We start from the raw sequence: 18,007 nt of genomic DNA on the forward strand, positions 1-18,007 counted from the left end.
GACAGTTGCTTTTGAGAAAGCTAACTCTTAAGCTTTTGAGCATGACAACGACCCTGCTGCTCACCAACGGCCTCGTCATCGACACCGATCCCGAACCGACCGTGCTGGGAACCGCCGACGTGCTCGTCGAGGACGGCCGCATCGCCGCGGTCGGCCCGGACCTGGCCGCGCCGGACGGCGCCGAGACCGTCGACGCGACCGGGCGCATCGTCATGCCGGGCTTCGTCGACACCCACCGGCACACCTGGCAGGCCGGGATCCGCGCCGCCCTGCCGGACGGCACGCTCCCCGCCTACCTGCGCCGCGTCCTCGGCGAGCTGGCGCCCCGGTACCGCCCGGACGACGTGTTCGCCGGAACGCTCGCCGGGTCCCTGGAATGCCTCGACTCCGGCATCACGACGCTGGTCGACTGGTCGCACATCCAGCTCAGCCCGGATCACACCGAGGCGAACATCGCGGCGCTGCGGGCCGCCGGCATCAGGGCGGTGTTCGGGTACTGCTACGGCGGCGGCGGCGACCTCGGTGCGCTCGCCGCCGAGACCCGCCGCGTCCACCGCGAGCACTTCGCCGCCTCCGGCGGCCCGGTCACGATGGCGATGGCGGCGCTCGGCCCCGAGATCGCGGGCGACGAGCGCGCCCTCGCCGAGTGGCGCACGGCCCGCGACCTCGGGCTGCCGGTCACCGCGCACATGGGCGGCCACGGCGCCGAGAGCGCCGCGCGCGGCCTGGCGTTCCTCGACGCCCACGGGCTGACGGACCACCCGGCCACGTACGTGCACGCCAACTTCTACAGCGACGAGGACCTGAAGCGGATCGCCGGAAGCGGCGGGACGGTCTCCGTCGCTCCCGCGATCGAGGCCGCACTGGACATCGGCGCCCCGCCCACCGGACGTGCTCGCGGCGCGGGCGCCCCGACCGGGCTCGGTGCCGACACGGTCGCCTCCGGCCCCGGCGACATGTTCAGCATCATGCGCGCCGCCTACGTCCTCGAACGGGGACGCCCGGACGGCGCCGGCCGTGGCTTCACCACCGCCGACGTCCTGCGGACGGCCACGATCGAGGGCGCCGAGGTCGCGGGGCTCGCGGACGCCACCGGATCGCTGACCCCGGGCAAGCAGGCCGACCTCCTCGTCCTGCGCACCGACACCTTCGGCCTCGCGGCGGCCCACGACCCCATCGCGGCCGTGGTCCTGGCGGCGGACACCCGCAACGTCGACACCGTCCTGGTCGGCGGGCGGGTGGTCAAGCGCGGGGGAGTGCTGCAGGGCCACGACGTCCCCGCCCTCCTGGCGTCCCTGGCGGACTCCGCCGCGCACGTGACGGCGGCCTGAACCGGCGGGAATCGTCGGCCGCGCGTGGCATGCTGATCGGCGTGGAGTCCGAGATAACGATCCGCGTCGCCGACGAGCTGCTGATGTTCCTGCCCGCCACCCGGCGGGAGTCCCCGGCGCGGGTGCCCTACGACGGCACCTCGACGCTGGGGCACCTCGTGGAGTCGCTGGGCGTGCCGCTGCCCGAGGCCGGCCCGATGACCGCCGACGGCGAGCCCGCCGGGCCCGCCACCCGGCCGGACGCCGGGGCCGAGGTCCGCGTGGCGGCGGTGCCGCGCCCCCAGCCCGTGCCGCTGGACCCGGGCCAGGTCGCCCCCCGCTTCCTCCTGGACGTGCACCTCGGCACGCTGGCCCGGCGCCTGCGCCTGCTCGGTCTCGACACCGCCTACCACAACGACATGGACGACCCGGCGCTCGTCGTCCAGGCCAACGAGGAGCGCCGCGTCCTGCTCACCCAGGACCGCGGCCTCCTGCGCCGCCGCGCGCTGTGGTTCGGCGCCTACGTCCGCGGCTCCCGCCCGGACGACCAGCTCCGCGACCTGCTCGACCGCTTCGCGCCCGTGCTGCGGCCGTGGACGCGCTGCACCGCCTGCAACGGCGAGCTCGTCCCCGTCGACAAGCAGGAGATCGAGCGCGAGCTGCGGGCGGGCACGCGCCGCAGCTACGACGTCTACGGCCGCTGCGCCGGGTGCGGGCAGGTGTACTGGCGCGGGGCGCACGGCGACCACCTGGAGGAGATCGTCCGCGACGCGACGCGTCTGGTCGACTCCCTCCGGGGGAACGGAACCGGACGGACCGGCGCCGCGGTCTGACCACGGACACGGAGAGGAGCTGGTCGCGATCGATCTCGTGGTGGTGGGGGCGGCGATCCTCGCGGACGGGCGGCTGCTGGCCGCCCAGCGCGCCGAGCCGCCGCACATGGCGGGCGGCTGGGAGCTGCCCGGCGGAAAGGTCGACCCCGGGGAGTCGGACGAGGACGCCCTGGTGCGCGAGTGCCACGAGGAACTGGCCGTGAAGGTCCGCCTCGTCCGCCGCGTCGGCGGCGACTGGCGCCTGAGCGAGCGCGCCGTCCTCCGCGTCTGGACGGCCGAGCTGGCAGAAGGCGAGCCCCAGGCCCTGGAGCACCTGCAACTCCGCTGGCTCACCCCGTCCGAGCTCTACACGGTCACCTGGCTCCCCGGCGACCGCCCCGTAATAGACCACCTAGCCGCCCAAGTCCTGACCTAGCCACCCCCCGGCGCACCCCCCAACGGCGCCGCCCGGGCCGACTCAGGGCCGACGTGGGAGCACCCCCCCGAACACGCCGTCCCGGAGCACCGGGAACGCGCCGCCCGTGCCGACCAGGGCCGACCAGGGCCGACTTTGCCATACCGGACCTTCGCGTAAGAAGAGGAGGCGGGAGTGGCGCCCCCTGAAGGACTCTCCGTTGAGATTCTCGGACGATCCGCCTTGCCAGTGTCATCAAGTTCCCGCTTGACCTCTGGCCGGGCGTGAGGTCGATCGTCTCCGTCGCCGAATGCAGGCATGCTGGAGGAAAGGCGGGGTACCGAACGGGGTCCGGCTCGCCGTGCTGTCCGCGCGGCGAGCCGGACCGGGCTGTCGGGCGGCTGATCAGGTCGCCGCGAACATCTGGGCCGCCAGGCGCCGCGAGTTGTCGATGGCCGCGAAACCACGCGGCAGCATGATCGCCTGGTAAGCCGCAACCGCTTCGACCAAAGATTTCCCGCCTCGTGCGGCGGAAAGGATCTCGTCCGCCAGGGTGGCGGCGTCGGCCAGCGCGGTGTTGGCGCCGGCCCCCGCAGTGGGTGGCATGGTGTGGACCGCGTCGCCGAGCAGGGTGATCGGGCCCGGCGCCCACGCCGGTAGCCGTTCGCTGATCCGGAACGTGATCGGGAAAAACGATTCGATGTCGGCGCGGGCGTAGATCTCGCGAACAGCCGGATGCCAGTCGGCGACGGTGTCCGTCGATAGTCTCCACAGTTCTTCCGACGACATGCGAAACAGTTTCTCGTCCGAGACGCCGAGATGATCCGGGGTCGCGACGAGGGTGACCATCAGATAGTCCTGCGGCCCATCCACGGGCGTGCGGAACCGGACGGTACCAAACCCGGCGCCGCACGTGCTGCCGCCCGAAACCCAGCACAGACCACGCTCGAATTCCTCGGGAGACAGCGGCCCGGTGAGGGGCATCCGGCCGTACAGACACCGCAGACCGAAGTCGTGCAGCACCGCTTCGGGGAGCAGCAGGCGCCGGATGGCCGACCCGGCGCCGTCCGCGCCGACCAGCAGACTCCCCTCGTCGCTGCCGCCTTCGGCGAACTCGACCCGCACCCGTCCTGAGCCGGTCACCTGATAGCCGGACACCGTGCGCCCGAACCGGACGACGTCCTCCAGGCCGGTGAGCAGGCCCTGGCGGAAGGTGTTGCGGTCGACGGCGGTGAGCTGGTCGGCGGGAATGTCGGGGAAGTGCTGCGTGAACACCTGCCGTAGCCCGGTGGTGAAGGTCGTCACCAGATCGCCGTTGCGGCCGCTGGTGCGGCGCAACTCTGCCAGCACGTCCGGCGGGACGCAGTCGGCCAGCGCCGCGTTGCCGGTCGGGTCGATGTGGATCCGGTAGCCCTGGTTCCTGGTGAGGGGTGTCGGGTCCTGCTCGTAGACGACGACATCGAGCCCGGCGTGGTGCAGCGCCTGCGCGAGCGCCAGGCCGCCGACCCCGCCACCGGCGACGAGAATCCTTGTGCTTTCCGGCATTTCACTCCCCTTGTTGACTTCGATGCCCCAATGGTGTGCCCGAAAAGCGACGCTGTCAAGCGTTCGTTTGATACATTCAAATAGAAGCTTGATAGAACCAGGTGAAGGTATGATCGCGTGCATGTCCGCGTCGAAACCCCGAAGGTCCCCCAAGCCGCAGGAGCGGCAGCGCGATCCCGAACGCACCCGCGCGCTGATCCTGGACGCCGCGATGGCCGAGTTCGGCGCGCATGGCTACGCGGGTGCCCGGATCAGCGCCATCGCCGCCCGCGCCGGGGTGAACGTGCAGCTGATCTCGTACTACTTCGACGGTAAGGAGGGCCTGTACCAAGCCATTTCGCAGCAGTGGCGGCAACGGCAGGGCGAGCTGACGCCTGCGGGCACGCCGTTGCCGGAGCAGCTACGTCGCTTTGCGCTTGAGGCCTTGCGCAACCCGGACGGGGTCCGGCTGCTGGCCTGGAACGGGCTCGAATACACCGGATCCGACGCGAACCCGTCGACCGGCATGTTCGCCGAAACCATCGACGAGCTGCGGAATCTGCAAGATGCCGGTGAACTGCCCGCCGATCTCGATCCGGCCTGCCTGGTCGTCATGCTGATGGCGATGACCATGGCGCCCACCACGCTGCCGCACATCATCGAGGGCACTTGCGGCGTCGACCCGCGCTCGCCCGAATTCCTCGACCGATTCGCCGGCCAGGTAGCTGTCCTGGCCAGGCACCTCGGGCTCGGCTGAACAGCAGGGCCCGCTTCGAGCCACGGCCGAATGGCTTGTGAGAGCCCCCCGAGCACGCCGCCCCGCGCCGCCCGAGGCCGCCCCGGAGCACCCCAGCGAACGCGCCGACCTCAGCCACCGCCGCGACCCCGCGACGACCTGGGGGCCGCGATCGCGTCCGAAGGCAGATTCGAGCGAAGCAAGAATCTGATCGCGCAGCGAGCCGCCAGGCGAGCCGGAGCGATGCCGGCGATCGCCAGCAGTGCCCGACGATGGAGGGCCCCCGGGCCCGAAGGAGGAGGGCACTGCAATAGACACAGCAGGGCCCCCGGGCCCGAAGGAGGAGAAAAAAGCTAAGAGATGCGATTCGCTCCGGCGAAGTCGGAGCGGTCGGAGAGTTTTGAGATCTTGACCACGTCGCCGGTCTGGGGGGCGTGGAGGTACTTGCCGTCGCCCAGGTAGATGCCCATGTGGTGCAGGTTGCCGCCGAAGTACACGAGGTCGCCGGAGCGGAGCGCGCCGCGCGAGACCTTCGTTCCCATGGCGAACAGGTCGCCGGTGTAGTGCGGGAGGCCCGGCCTGCCGACCTGGCCGTAGGCCCAGACGACGAGGCCGGAGCAGTCGAAGCTGCTCGGTCCGGCGGCGGCCCACACGTACGGGGAGCCGAGCTTGGTGAGGGCCTTGCGGGCCATCTTCGCGGGCAGGCCGGAGCCCTTCACGGTGGCGCTGAGGCCGGTGCGCGGGTCGCTCGCGTGGGTGGTGGTCAGCTTGTCGAGGCGCTTCATCACCTCGGAGACCTTGGACTTGGCGGCCTCGCGCGCCTTCTTGGCGTCGTCCCAGGCCTTCTTGACCTGCTCGGTCTTCGCCTTCGCGGTGCGCTCCGCGGCGCCGGCCTGGTCGATCTGCTTCTTCAGGGCCAGGACGGCGGTGGCCTGGCTCTGCGCGAGGTAGGCGCGGTCGGACAGGCCCTCGGGGGAGGCGCCGGAGCCGAAGAGGACGTCGGGGCTGCCGGCCATGTAGTTGGCGGCGGCCAGGCTGCCGAGCCGCCGGCGGGCGGGCTCGGCGAGGGCGCGCAGCCGCTCGGCCTCCTTGGTGGCGTCCTGCTCGGCCTTGCGGGCCTTGGTGAACTCCACGCGGGCCTTGTTGAACTTCTCCGTGAGGATCTCGGCCTCTTCGTTCAGCGCGTCGAGGCTCTTGCGCAGGCCCTTCTCCGTCGTCGGCGTGGGGCTCGGAGCCGACGGCGCGGAGGCGGGCCGGAACGGCTGCGCGGCGTGGGCGAGGTCCGGCGCGGTGGCGCCGAGGCCGATCAGGAGCAGGGTTGCGGTGGCGGTGGGCAGGACGCGACGCCGCCGGTGGGAATCCGGAGCCAAACCGGTGTTCTCCTCTCCTCGTACGCCTACCGGGTTAGCTGACGGGTTCGGGCCAGGAGTCGCCCTACGACGAGCGTCGATTCACCCCGAGGGTGGTGGGTCCCCGGTTCTCCCCGTGGGAGATTCGGCGTTCCGGCCGCAGTCCCGGGGGGTGGGACTCCGGACGACCGGATCTCGGGCAGATTACAAAGGATGCGCAAAGATGGCCAATCGGGGTCCGTGTGACCGGTGGGACGAACGGCTCGGAGTGGTTGGTGCGCACGGCCAAGTAGAATGGGGTCTGCCGCGCGTCTGCGGTGACCCCGAACTCTCACGCAAGGCGAACCCGCATGCCCATCTCCACGCGCGACGACCTCCGTAACGTAGCGATCGTCGCCCACGTCGACCATGGCAAGACGACGCTGGTCGACGCCATGCTCTGGCAGTCCGGCGCCTTCCGCGAGAACCAGGACGTCGACGACCGGGTGCTCGACTCCAACGACCTGGAGCGCGAGAAGGGGATCACCATCCTCGCGAAGAACACCGCGGTCCTGCACAACGGGCTGACCATCAACATCATCGACACCCCGGGGCACGCCGACTTCGGCGGCGAGGTCGAGCGCGGCCTGTCCATGGTGGACGGCGTCGTGCTCCTGGTGGACGCCAGCGAGGGCCCGCTCCCGCAGACCCGGTTCGTGCTGCGCAAGGCGCTCGCCGCGCGGCTGCCGGTGATCCTGGTCGTGAACAAGACCGACCGTCCCGACGCGCGCATCGACGAGGTCGTGGACGAGACCTACGAGCTGTTCATGGACCTCGACGCCGACGAGGACCAGATCGACTTCCCGATCGTGTTCGCGTCCGGCCGCGCCGGGCGGGCCTCGCTCGACAAGCCCGCCGACGGCGCCATGCCCGCCAGCGACGACCTGGAGCCGCTGTTCAAGGTCATCACCGAGACGATCCCCGCGCCGTCCTACGACCCCGACGCGCCGCTCCAGGCGCACGTGACGAACCTGGACGCCTCCAGCTACCTCGGCCGGATCGCGCTGTGCCGGGTGCACGCCGGCACGATCAAGAAGGGCCAGCAGGTCGCCTGGTGCCGGCACGACGGCAGCATCGACCGGGTGAAGATCACCGAGCTGCTGATGACGGAGGCGCTCACCCGCAAGCCCGCGGACGAGGCCGGGCCCGGCGACATCATCGCCATCGCCGGCATCCCCGACATCATGATCGGCGACACCATCGCCGACCCGGACGACCCGCGCCCGCTGCCGCTGATCACGGTGGACGAGCCCGCGATCTCCATGACGGTCGGCACCAACACCGGGCCGATGGCGGGCCGCGAGAAGGGCACCAAGGTCACCGCCCGGATGGTCAAGGACCGGCTCGACCGCGAGCTCGTCGGCAACGTGTCGATCCGGGTGCTGCCGACCGAGCGCCCCGACTCCTGGGAGGTGCAGGGCCGCGGCGAGCTGGCCCTGGCGATCCTGGTGGAGAACATGCGCCGCGAGGGCTACGAGCTGACCGTCGGCAAGCCGCAGGTCGTCACGCGGGAGATCGACGGCAAGAAGCACGAGCCGGTCGAGCGGCTCACCGTCGACATCCCCGAGGAGCACCTCGGCGCCGTCACGCAGCTGATGGCGGTCCGCAAGGGCCGCATGGAGCACATGACGAACCACGGCACCGGCTGGATCCGGATGGAGTTCCTCGTCCCGGCCCGCGGCCTGATCGGGTTCCGCACCGAGTTCATGACCGAGACGCGCGGCACCGGCATGGCGCACCACGTCTTCGAGGACTACGAGCCCTGGTTCGGCGAGCTGCGCACCCGTCCGTCCGGCTCGCTCGTCGCCGACCGGTCCGGCGCCGCCACCGCCTACGCGATCACCAACCTCCAGGAGCGCGGGACGTTCTTCGTCGGCCCGACCACCGAGGTGTACGAGGGCATGATCGTCGGGGAGAACTCCCGCGCCGACGACATGGACGTCAACATCACCAAGGAGAAGAAGCTCACGAACATGCGGTCGTCCACCGGCGACGAGCTGGAGCGGCTCACCCCGCCCCGGCTCCTGTCGCTGGAGGAGGCCCTGGAGTTCTGCCGCGAGGACGAGTGCGTCGAGGTCACCCCGACCGCCGTCCGCATCCGCAAGGTCGTCCTGGACGCCAAGGAGCGCGAGCGCACGCGCGCCCGCACCAAGCGCGCCGGCTGAGCGGCGAAGCCGAAAGGGGCGGCCCCGCGGTTCTCGTGACCGCGGGGCCGCCCCTTTGACGCGTGCTGCGCTCAGTTCAGCTGGACGGTGCCCGTGACGTCGGCGGCCAGGCGGAGCTGGTCACCGTCGCGGAGCGGGGCGTCCACGCCGCGGGGGAGCCGCTCGCCGTTGACGAACGTCCCGTTGGTGGAGCCCTCGTCGCGCACCCAGGCCGTCCCCGAGGGGTCGAGCCACACCGTCGAGTGGCGCCGCGACACGTTGTCGTACTGCGTGAACGTGGTCGCCACGGGCGACTGGCCGGCGTCGCGGCCGAGCACCAGGTGCTGGCCGACCGAGACCTTGAGCTCGCCCGCGGGGAACTGGACGCGCAGGACGGGCGTGCCCTTCTGCGGCAGCGGGCGCAGGCACGAGTCGCACTGCGCGGCGCCCGGGTTGGTCAGCACCGCCTCGCAGTACGGGCACATGAACGCCGTGCTGTCGGGCGCGGGTGGCCGCTGCTGGCCCTGGTTGTGCTCGTGCGGCAGCAGCGTCGCCTCGCGGCCGTGCGGCGGCAGCGGCGGCTGGCCCCCGTGCGGTGGCTGTCCCTGCTGCGGCTGCCCGTGCTGTGGCTGCCCGTACTGGGGCTGCCCGTGCTGCGGCTGCCCGTGCTGCGGCTGCCCGTACTGGTGGTCGGCCGGCCCGGGCTGCGGGGCGCCGTACTGGTCCTGCGGGGCGCCGTACTGCTGCTGCGGCGGCTGGTACTGGTCTTGCGGCTGCTGCTGGTAGGGGTCGGGCGCCTGCTGCTGCTGCTGTTGCTGTGGCGCGCCCCACTGGTCCTGGGGCGGCTGCTGCTGGGGCTGCGGCGCGCCCCACGGGTCCGCGGGGGGCTGCTGCTGCTGGGGCTGCCCGTACTGCGGCTGTCCCTGCTGCGGCTGCCCGTACGGGGGCTGCCCGTGCTGGCCCTGCCCGGGCTGACCTTGCCCGTGCTGGTCATGAGACTGCTGCGGGGGCTGCGGCGGACCCCACGGGTCCGGCTGCTGCTGCTGTTGCTGTGGCGCGCCCCACTGGTCCTGGGGCGGCTGCTGCTGGGGCTGCGGCGCGCCCCACGGGTCCGCGGGGGGCTGCTGCTGCTGCGGCTGCCCGTACTGCGGCTGGCCGTGCTGCGGCTGCCCGTACTGCTGCCCGTGCTGCGGCTGCCCGTGCTGGGGCTGCCCGTGCTGCGGCTGGCCGTGCTGTGGAGGGGCACCGTACTGCTGGCCCCCCTGCGGCGGCCCCGGCGGCGGGGGTATCCGCTGCGGTTCGTACCCGCCCGGGCCCGGCTGGGGAGCGCCGCCACCGGCGCGCGCCAGATTGGCCCCGCAGCTCATGCAGAGCAGATCGCCCGGCTGGAACGGTTCGTCGCAGACCGGACAGTTCAAGGTCGCCATGACACATCCCCCGAGCGCACCCCGGCGCGGTCGAGCCGCGACGTGAGGTGCTCCATGTCACCTCTTCGCGGGATCCCGATGTAGTACACCCGCTTTCCCTCCGGCCCTTCGTCCACGGACACCTGTACTCGGGGCCCTCTTCCTTCAGTGTCGCCGACGCCGGCCACTGCCCCGTACCGCTCGCGTCCCAGGGGGGACACCGGCACGACACGCTGGTTGGCCGACCCCCTCCAGAGTAGGGAGCCGTCCCCGGGGTGTCGCCGCCCAGGGTTGAGCCGGTCGACGTACGGCCCCGTGACCACGGCGTCACACATGTCCACGATCTCGCGCGTCACAGCGGCGCGCGAGAGCCGAGAGTAGACATATCCGCTGTAAACCAATATGTCCAACGCAATCGTCTCACGGTCGCGGGTCTCCCGCCACGCGCGGATCCCCCGCACCAGGGCCGCCAGCGCGGCCGGTTGCTGGAACGGTTCGCCGCCCGAGATGGTCACCCCGTCGACCGGTTCGGGAAGGGACGCGAGCCATCCTAGGACCGCTCCGACGGGGATCGCCCGTCCCGGGTCGGCGTCCCACGTGTCCCGGGAAAGGCAGCCGTTGCAGTGCAGCGTGCAGCCCTGCGTCCAGATGCCCGCCCGCGTCCCGGGGCCGAGTGTGGTCACCGGGTAGTGCGCCTTGGCGAGCAGGAGCGTCTCGCCGGCCTCGTCCCCGACCCCGCCTCCGGCCGCGTCTCCGGCCCCGTCTCCGGCCGCGGGGGGACGGCCCGTGCTCACTGGAGGTCCAGGTGCACGATGCTGCCCTCGCGCCGGATCCCCGTCACGGTGACCTTCTCGTCCGGGACGAGCTCCCGGTCGAACAGCGCGCGCGCCAGCGGGTTGACGAAGTGCGACTCCAGCGCCATGCCGATGCCGCGCCCGCCCTTGGCGAGCTCCTCCGTGCACCACTCGCGGAGCGTCTGCAGCGCGTCCCCCTTCACGGCGAGGACGAGCCGGTGCTCCTCGGTGACCCGGCGGCAGATGTTCGCGAACTGCAGGTCGAAGATCTTGTGCGCGGCCTCGCCGGAGATGAAGTCGAACACCACGATGTTGTCGCCGAACCGGTTCAGCAGCTCCGGCCGGTTCAGCACCGCCGTGAAGTGGTCGGCGACGGCGCCCTTGATGCGCTGCTCGACCTGTTCGTAGGACATCCCGGGTGTGATGTTCTGCACACGGTCCGGCGCTCCGTAGGCGGACCCGTCGCTGGTCGTGAGGTCCCGCCCCGGCACGAACATCCCGAGGTTGGAGGTGAAGATGAGGATCGACTCGGAGAAGTGCACGGTGTTGCCGCGCCCGTCGGTGAGCCGGCCGTCCTCCAGGATCTGCAGGAACTTGTCCAGGATCCGCGGGTGCGCCTTCTCTATCTCGTCGAACAGGATCACCCGGAACGGGTCCTCGCGGACGGCGTTGGTGAGCTCGCCGCCGGCCTCGTGCCCCACGTAGCCGGGCGGCGACCCGATCAGCCGGTCGCCGGAGCCCTCCCCGGAGAACTCGCTCATGTCGAAGCGCAGGTAGGCCGACTCGTCGCCGAAGACGAGCTCGGTGATCGCCTTGGCCAGCTCCGTCTTGCCGGTGCCGGTCGGGCCCGCGAAGAACAGCACCCCGCGCGGGCGGCTGCCCGACCTGGTCGCCTGCGCGCCCGACAACCCGAGCACCGCCCGCTTGAGGATGTCCAGGGTCTTGGTGACCGCCTGCGGCTGCCCGATCACCCGCTCGGGGACGCGCCTCTCGCCCTCCAGCACCCGGCGCCGCAGGTGCCCGCGGCTCCACGGGTTGTCGAGCACGCCCAGCTTGTAGGTGCGGACCGCGTCCGGCAGGTCGGCGAGGTCGACGCCCCGCTCCTTCGCCAGCCGGGTCACCTCGATCATCGACTGGAGGGTCAGCCCGTCGGCCTGCTCGGCGAACGCGTCGCACGCCGCGGCCGCCACCTCGTCCGACCCGACGTCGCCCACCCCGAACGCGCGGGCCAGCAGCCGCGCCGTCTCCTGCCGGTCGCCGAGATGCGGGCGCGGGATCGTGATCTCGCGGATGTTCTCGTTGTCGGCCGTCAGCCACGGCGGCAGGTCGCCCGGCCGCTCCACCAGCCAGATGACCGGGTTGTAGAGCGGCTTCGGCCGCGCCCCCGCCACCCGGACGGGACGCGCGCTGCGCGACAGCTTCGCGCAGAACCGGAAGAAGTCGCGCTCGGCAGGCTCCAGGTCCGTCGGGGTCCGGGCGATGCGCGACGCCGAGTCGATCAGGAACGCGGCGCGGACGTTCTCCTGCGGCCGGGCGATCGCGGCCAGATGCCGCGTCAGCCCCTCCAGCGACGGCTTCTCGTCCGCCTTGACCTTGCCGAGCAGCGACTCCGCCGCCGACGCCGCCTCGCCCCCCGCCGCGTCGCCCGGGCCGGGAACGATCTGCAGCCCGTCCACCGGGTCGTAGACGGCCATGAAGGACGCGCCGCTGGAGCGCAGCGACTCCCACAGCAGGTCCCGCAGCGGCAGCAGCCCCGCCGGGCCGCCGTCCGACGGCGCGAGGAAGCTGTCGTGCAGGTTGCCCGACAGGACGTACTGGGAGTGCACCGAGAGGGTCGCGTCCAGCTCCCGGATGAACGGCGGCCAACCCTGCAACCGCCCCCCGAGGGTCGGCGAATCAATGCTCATCTAGTCACTCCACTCCGTCCGAACGCCCCCGCACACCTCACTTGTGACGCTCGCGGGAGCGCTCGCGTTGGGCGGCACGGCCCCTAGTCTGCCGTGCCTCCGCCGAAACGGGCAGCTCACGCACCCCGGGCTCCAGCCGCCACGCCACGTCCGAGCGGACCCCCGCGCCCGCCAGGCGCTCGCGCGCCGCCTCGAACGCCTCGCACCACTCCCGTTCCCGCTCGACGTCCAGCCGGCGGTCGTCCTCGCTCTCGGCGGGCCGCTCGCGCACCATCGAGGCGCGCACGTGCGCGGCGTCGTCCACGCGCATCCGGACGCTGTGGTCGGGCCAGGCGCCCTTGGTCAGCGTCACGGTGCCGTCCTCGGCCGTCAGCGTCTCGAACCCGGCCTGGACCTCGTACCCCATGTCCTCGAACGCGGCCGTGACCGAGTCGAGGACGTACCGGCGCTCGGCCTCGGCCTGCTCGGCGGCGTCGCGCTCGGCCGCCCGCCGCCGTTCCTCGTCCCGCCGCTCCCGGGTGCGGCGGTTGGCCTCCTGGATCCGCAGGCGCACCTCCTGCAGGACGCCCTCCGCGTCGGCCGGCGTCGCGACGCCGGCGAGCAGTCGCGCCGCCTCCGCGACCGCCCGCCGCTCCGCCTCCCCGGCGTCGGGCAGCAGCCGCACCATGATCCGCTCAAGGTGCTCGCGCACGTCGCCGGCCGGCGGCGGCGCGCCCGCCCCGGCGTCGGCCGCCAGGCCCTCGGCGGGGACATCGAAGATCTGCGTGCTGACCTGGGCGGCGAGATGCTCGGAGAGGCGCCGTTCGGCCTCGTCCAGGACGGGGTCGGTCGCGGCGCACCATGCGGTCAGCTCCGCGGCGGACCGCTCGGCCGGGTCGAGGCGGTCGGGCAGCGGCACGTCCGCCCCGATCTTCGCGCGGGTCTCGGCGAGCGCGGCGATGCGCGCGTTGCGATCCACCGTCTCCCGCAGCGCCCGCTCGTGCGTCCTGACCTCGGCGAGCGCCGCCGCCCGCGCCTCGGCGCGCCCGGCGGCGAGCGCGGCCAGCGCCTCCGCGCCGCGTCCGGCCAGGCCCGCGCCGTGCCCGAGCAGGCGGGTCATGCCGAGGCTGAGCACCACCGCCGCGTCCAGCGCGATGTCCGCGTCGATCCCGCTGCTCATGGGGTCCCTCCGGTCGTCCGTGCCCGCCGCCAGTGGTGCAGCCGAACCCCGGCCGCGACGGCGTGCGCGGCGGGGACGGCGATGAGGACGAGCACCCACAGCAGGCTCGCGACGGACGTCACCGCCGCGAGCAGGAGAAGGAAGATCAGCAGCGGCACCGTCGCGGCGGCGAGCACGCACCCGCACCCGCGCCGCCCGGTCCGCTGCGCGGCGCCCGACATCGTCTGGGACGCCGTCGACAGTCCGCGGCCGCCCGCGCCGAGGATGCCCGAGAGCATCGCCCATGGGCCGTGGGGAAGGTAGTCCGTGCCTTGCGCGCGCGCCACGAAGACCTCGCTGCCGCATTGCACCGCCCAGGCGAGCACGGACGCGACGGCCAGAACACCGAAGGAGATGCCCGAGGAGGAACTGTGCAGCCCGACCGATGTCGTGCCGGCGTCGTCGCCGCCTCCGCCGAACAGCGACCCGATGACCCAGCTCCCCAGGAGCCAGAAGAACAGCAGCGGCGACGTCAGCGCGACGGCCTTCGCCATGGCCGGGTTGCGCCCGGCGAGCCGCTGCCGTTCGCGGTCGGCCCGGTGCGTGCGCAGCGCCTCGTCGCGTTGCTCGGCGGCGTGCCGCTCGCGCGTCCGCGACTCGCTCTCGGCCACGGCCTCGGGTGCGGCACGCGCCACGGCGAGCAGCCGCAGCGGATCGTCGCCGGCCCCGTCCACCATCCAGGTGAACCACGGCACCGGTTCGGAGACCGGCGCGCGCGCCCGCGCCGCGCCCTTGGCGATCAGCCGCCCGGTCTCGTCCGGACGCGCCGCCAGCGCGAGCAGGGCGAGCAGCACGGCGGGCGGCTCCTCCGCGCCGGCGTCGGGCAGCCGGGCCGCGAGACCCGGCGGCGCGGTGCCCTGCTCGCGCAGCCAGCGCGCCAGGTCGTTCCACGCCGACACGTGCGCGCGCCACTGGTCGTCGACCCGGGCCAGTTCCTCGCCGCCCGCGAAGCCGGCGAGCACGGGCAGCAGGCGGTGCTCCCACAGCGCCCGCCCGATGAGGCAGGCGGTGCGGTGGTCGGGGTGGCGCCGGTCGGCGGCCAGGCCCGCCAGCCCGGGCAGGTCGGCGGCGGTGATCCGGCGGCCGAGGTAGTGCGGGGGCATCGCCGGGTCCAGCCACCGGACGAGGTGCAGGAGCTTGACGTCGGGCGGCAGCGTCGTCATGAGGTGGCCGTCGACGAGCGCGATGCGGCTGTCGTCGGGCACCTCCGCGAGCCATTCCCGCAGGCTCCGCCACGCCTCGCCGGTCTCGCCCCGTCCGAAGAAGTACTGGGCGGCGTGGTCCCAGTTCTCGACGAGCGCCCGCGCCAGCTCGCTCCTGCCGGTGTGGCGCCGCCCCTTGAACGGCAGCCCGGCGCCCGTCTGGAGGGTCTCCTCCGCGACCCGCGGTGAACCGCCGTCCAGCCACTCCCGGACCTGCTCGCCCGTCCATCGTCCGCGCGGGTCGCGGGTCAGCAGCCCCTGGCACAGCAGCCGCAGCCGCGGGTCGGGGACGTCGTCCGCGCTGACCGGCCGCGTCGCGAGATGGTCGACCACGACGGTCTCGCTCAACCCCTGGAACGGCGGCCGGCCCGTCGCCAGCTCCCGGACGATCATGCCGAGCGACCACCAGTCGCGGGCCGGCGACACCTGGCCGGACAGCGACTCCGGCGCCGCGTAGGCCAGGGTCCGCGACGACGAGGCGAACACCACGCTCTGGTCGAGGACCCTGCTCAGCCCGAAGTCGGCGATCGCGAGCCGCAGCGGCTCCCTGCCCAGCACCAGGACGTTCTCGGGCTTGAGGTCCCGGTGCACGATGCCGGCCCGGTGCAGCGCCCGCAGACCGGCGGCGAGCTGGGCGGCGACCTCGCCGACCGTCTCCCCGGGGAGCGGCCCCTCGTCCATCAGCGCCCGCAGGTTGCCGTCCGGCGCGTACGCGGCGACCTCGTAGTCGCGCCCGTCCGCGTGCCCGGTCTCCAGGATGCGCAGGACGTTCGGCGCCTCCAGCGCGGGAAGCTTCGCCCACACCTCCCGGTCGGCGCGGTACCCGCGGCGGAAGATCTTCGCCACGAACTCGGCGCCGTCGCCGTCGCGCACCAGGAGCAGGTCGGACTCGGCGCCCTGCACGGGCAGTTCGGCGACCACCGCGTACCGCTCGCCCAGTACGGCCGGCAGCCGCATCAGCGGATCCCCCGGACCGTGCCCCTCCCGCCGGGTATGCGACGCCGGGCGCGGCCCGGGCACCCCCGCGTCCCGCCGCGTCGTCCCGGCATCCCGCCGGGTGTCCCGCGGCGGGGTGCCATCGAACTCGCCCACAGCAGTCCCGTCTAGCTCTTGTCCTTGATGGCCCGAAGATACTCGCTGATCTTGAACTGGTTGATGACGAACTCCAGGACGATCCGGGTCGCGAACACCTGGAAGAACCACACGAACGGGGACGCGAGCAGGAGCAGGTAGCCGAACGCCGCGCTGTCGTCGATCCACGCCAGCCCGTACACCGCCATCAGCAGCGAGAACAGGGAGATCGGGATCAGTGCGAGCACGTAGAGGATCTTCACCACCCGCGTGGTGATCATGTTGTCGAAGTTCAGGTCGAACAGCGCCTGGAGGACGTTCCTGCCCCCCGGATCGCCGGGCGGGGGCGCCCACCCCTGCCGCGGGTCCTGGAACCCGGAGGCCGGGCCGGGAGGGCGGGGGCCGGGGACGGGCCCGGGGCCGGGTGCATGGCCAGGGGCGTGGCCGGGGGAGTGGCCAGGGCCCGGGAAGGGGCCGCCGGGCCCGCCGGGCGGCGGACCGTAGGGCCCGCCAGGCCCGCCGGGCGCCTGCGGACGCGGAGGGTGACCAGGGTCCGGTGGGTTCGTCATCACCGTCGTCTCCAGTGTGGGGACCGCTACACGGAGACTCTAAAGCCTGGCCCCGTCCCTTGCCGGAACCCGCCGCGCGACGATCCCGTATCGCGCGGGGGCCGGTGCGGACGTCGGACCGGTGGCGCCAGGGTTCTGGCACCACCGGTCGGACGGACCCCGCGAGGCGAGCCGCCGGACCGCGCCGGGTGTCAGGCGGCCGGCACGCCGGTGGCCGGCTGCGCGGACCGCACCTCGGCCTGGTTGGGCTTGGCGGCCAGGCCCGGAAGGTCGGTGGTCGCGGCGCGCAGGCGGGCGATGCCCTCGGCCCCGAGGTCGCCCAGCATGATGTCGTAGGCCAGGTCGCGCACCGTGTCGATGCCGACGGCCGAGTGGAGCATGGCGCCGATGGTCTCGGTGAGCACCCGCTCGTAGACCTCGAACTTCATCGTGTCGGTCACCGCCGGGTTCCACTCCAGCTGGTCGCCCGCCGTGACGTGCAGCTGCAGGCCGCCGGTCACCGGGTCCACCTGGTCCAGGTCGATCTCGGCGGCGACGCGGCCGCGGGCCGCCGGCGTGCCGTCGTCGGTGAACAGCAGCGCCGGGACCGTGAAGGTCACCTGCTCGGCGGGCTTGCGCTGCCGGACGGCGTTGCCGCGCGGCACGGCCGGGACGTCGACGTGGTCCAGCTGCGACAGCATCCGGAACGTCGCCAGGCCGAGGATGCTGTTGACGGCCAGCGCGGTCGCCCGGGTCACCGTCTCCATCTCGCCCGGCTTGCGGGTGAGGTAGCCGCTGAAGCCGTAGGCGATGATGCGGTCGCGGACCGGGGAACGCAGGAAGATGCGCAGCCGCACCCCCGCGACGGGGAGTTCGAACTCGGTGTCGGCGTCGCTGACCTCGGACCGGACGAAGCCGCCCTCCGACCTGGTCAGCTTGCCGGCCAGGGCCAGCGTCCCCTCGTTGCCGGCGCGGGTGAGGGTCAGGACGTAGAGGTCGCCGTCCAGCTCGGTGATCACTTCGTCGCCGAGGACGACCGCCAGGGCCCGCGCCGTCTCGTTCAGGCCGTGCAGGGTCCGGCGGGGCATGCGCAGCCGCAGCTGGTTCTGCGCCGTCACCCGCCCGCCGACGGTGCTCTCGACGTGCTCGACCTCCCGCTCGGCCTGCTTGCCGGTGTAGTTGCGCAGGCTGAACGCCAGGACCTCGTTGTCCGTCCGCACTCCGCAGGTCGCCTTCAGCGCCTTCTTGGCGCTGAGCGGGTACGGCAGGTCCTGCCGGACGTACTTGGTCGCGTCCACGAACACGGGGACGTCGTCGTCGAAGAGGCGCCGGACGTAGAATTCTTCCTTGGTTTGCGCTGGCACTGTGCACCCTTCTCCGTGTCCTGCCACCGACCGCGCGGGCGGCCGGCGGTAACGTCGGCACCCGGCCGGTTCCGGCCAGGTGCGGCACCGGTCGCCCCGGCCGGTGTCCACTCTTCACCCATAACCGTTTCGGGCCAGGTCGGATCGGCAAGTACCAGAGGGCCGGACGACGAGGGCCGACGAACAGG

General features: G+C 72.8%; 15 protein-coding genes and 1 riboswitch. Of the genes, 6 read left to right on the plus strand and 9 right to left on the minus strand.

Going from position 1 to position 18,007, the window contains the following annotated elements; all coding sequences use genetic code 11:
* Window positions 1-41 precede the first annotated feature (41 nt).
* The 3 genes from CHC11_RS10450 to CHC11_RS10460 are packed head-to-tail and all read left to right on the plus strand — an operon-like array spanning window position 42 to window position 2,558.
* On the plus strand, window positions 42-1,331 hold the full coding sequence (locus CHC11_RS10450) for an amidohydrolase family protein (protein WP_089311430.1): 1,290 nt from the start codon (window positions 42-44) through the stop codon (window positions 1,329-1,331).
* Window positions 1,332-1,360: 29 nt separating this feature from the next.
* A complete protein-coding gene (locus CHC11_RS10455) occupies window positions 1,361-2,143 on the plus strand; it encodes a Mut7-C RNAse domain-containing protein (RefSeq protein WP_089311431.1) in 783 nt (260 codons plus the stop codon).
* Window positions 2,144-2,171: 28 nt separating this feature from the next.
* Window positions 2,172-2,558, plus strand: a complete 387-nt coding sequence (locus tag CHC11_RS10460) for a (deoxy)nucleoside triphosphate pyrophosphohydrolase (protein WP_089311432.1) — start codon at window positions 2,172-2,174, stop codon at window positions 2,556-2,558.
* Between the two features lie 384 nt (window positions 2,559-2,942).
* On the opposite strand, the gene CHC11_RS10465 is transcribed toward CHC11_RS10460, so the two are convergent.
* On the minus strand, window positions 2,943-4,082 hold the full coding sequence (locus CHC11_RS10465) for an FAD-dependent oxidoreductase (RefSeq protein ID WP_179278777.1): 1,140 nt from the start codon (window positions 4,080-4,082) through the stop codon (window positions 2,943-2,945).
* Window positions 4,083-4,203: 121 nt separating this feature from the next.
* On the opposite strand from CHC11_RS10465, the gene CHC11_RS10470 reads away from it, so the two are divergent.
* A complete protein-coding gene (locus tag CHC11_RS10470; protein ID WP_089311651.1) occupies window positions 4,204-4,818 on the plus strand; it encodes a TetR/AcrR family transcriptional regulator in 615 nt (204 codons plus the stop codon).
* A gap of 332 nt (window positions 4,819-5,150) precedes the next feature.
* On the opposite strand, the gene CHC11_RS10475 is transcribed toward CHC11_RS10470, so the two are convergent.
* Complete coding sequence (locus CHC11_RS10475) at window positions 5,151-6,167, minus strand: C40 family peptidase (protein ID WP_089311434.1); 1,017 nt, start codon at window positions 6,165-6,167, stop codon at window positions 5,151-5,153.
* A gap of 7 nt (window positions 6,168-6,174) precedes the next feature.
* A riboswitch (cyclic di-AMP (ydaO/yuaA leader) is annotated at window positions 6,175-6,307 on the minus strand.
* Window positions 6,308-6,496: 189 nt separating this feature from the next.
* Between CHC11_RS10475 and typA the strand changes: the two genes are divergently transcribed.
* The gene (typA, locus tag CHC11_RS10480) at window positions 6,497-8,350 is read left to right on the plus strand and encodes a translational GTPase TypA (RefSeq protein ID WP_089311435.1); all 1,854 of its coding nucleotides are present in this window, start codon (window positions 6,497-6,499) and stop codon (window positions 8,348-8,350) included.
* Window positions 8,351-8,421: 71 nt separating this feature from the next.
* Here typA and CHC11_RS10485 read toward each other — a convergent pair whose 3' ends face one another.
* The gene (locus tag CHC11_RS10485; RefSeq protein ID WP_089311436.1) at window positions 8,422-8,814 is read right to left on the minus strand and encodes an FHA domain-containing protein; all 393 of its coding nucleotides are present in this window, start codon (window positions 8,812-8,814) and stop codon (window positions 8,422-8,424) included.
* A 51-nt stretch (window positions 8,815-8,865) separates the two neighbouring features.
* Between CHC11_RS10485 and CHC11_RS41215 the strand changes: the two genes are divergently transcribed.
* Entirely contained in the window at window positions 8,866-9,840 is a 975-nt protein-coding gene (locus tag CHC11_RS41215) for a hypothetical protein (protein WP_179278778.1), read from the plus strand.
* Here the strand turns inward: CHC11_RS41215 and CHC11_RS10495 are convergent.
* The 6 genes from CHC11_RS10495 to CHC11_RS10520 all read right to left on the minus strand — a co-directional run bounded on the left by CHC11_RS10495 (window position 9,744) and on the right by CHC11_RS10520 (window position 17,819).
* Window positions 9,744-10,529: a 4Fe-4S single cluster domain-containing protein gene (locus tag CHC11_RS10495; RefSeq protein ID WP_179278779.1), complete on the minus strand. Its 786-nt coding sequence runs from the start codon at window positions 10,527-10,529 to the stop codon at window positions 9,744-9,746. The two genes, CHC11_RS41215 and CHC11_RS10495, sit on opposite strands and share 97 nt — an antisense overlap.
* The gene (locus tag CHC11_RS10500) at window positions 10,526-12,436 is read right to left on the minus strand and encodes an AAA family ATPase (protein WP_089311438.1); all 1,911 of its coding nucleotides are present in this window, start codon (window positions 12,434-12,436) and stop codon (window positions 10,526-10,528) included. The genes CHC11_RS10495 and CHC11_RS10500 overlap by 4 nt, the downstream gene beginning before the upstream one ends.
* A gap of 37 nt (window positions 12,437-12,473) precedes the next feature.
* Entirely contained in the window at window positions 12,474-13,595 is a 1,122-nt protein-coding gene (locus CHC11_RS43380; protein WP_089311439.1) for a response regulator receiver protein, read from the minus strand.
* Window positions 13,592-15,793, minus strand: a complete 2,202-nt coding sequence (locus CHC11_RS10510; protein WP_245919033.1) for a serine/threonine-protein kinase — start codon at window positions 15,791-15,793, stop codon at window positions 13,592-13,594. The genes CHC11_RS43380 and CHC11_RS10510 overlap by 4 nt, the downstream gene beginning before the upstream one ends.
* Window positions 15,794-15,939: 146 nt before the next feature.
* On the minus strand, window positions 15,940-16,476 hold the full coding sequence (locus CHC11_RS43385; protein WP_089311441.1) for a DUF4282 domain-containing protein: 537 nt from the start codon (window positions 16,474-16,476) through the stop codon (window positions 15,940-15,942).
* A gap of 191 nt (window positions 16,477-16,667) precedes the next feature.
* On the minus strand, window positions 16,668-17,819 hold the full coding sequence (locus CHC11_RS10520) for a hypothetical protein (RefSeq protein WP_089311442.1): 1,152 nt from the start codon (window positions 17,817-17,819) through the stop codon (window positions 16,668-16,670).
* Window positions 17,820-18,007: the final 188 nt, after the last annotated feature.

Source organism: Actinomadura mexicana, from assembly GCF_900188105.1.
Classification (GTDB): domain Bacteria; phylum Actinomycetota; class Actinomycetes; order Streptosporangiales; family Streptosporangiaceae; genus Spirillospora; species Spirillospora mexicana.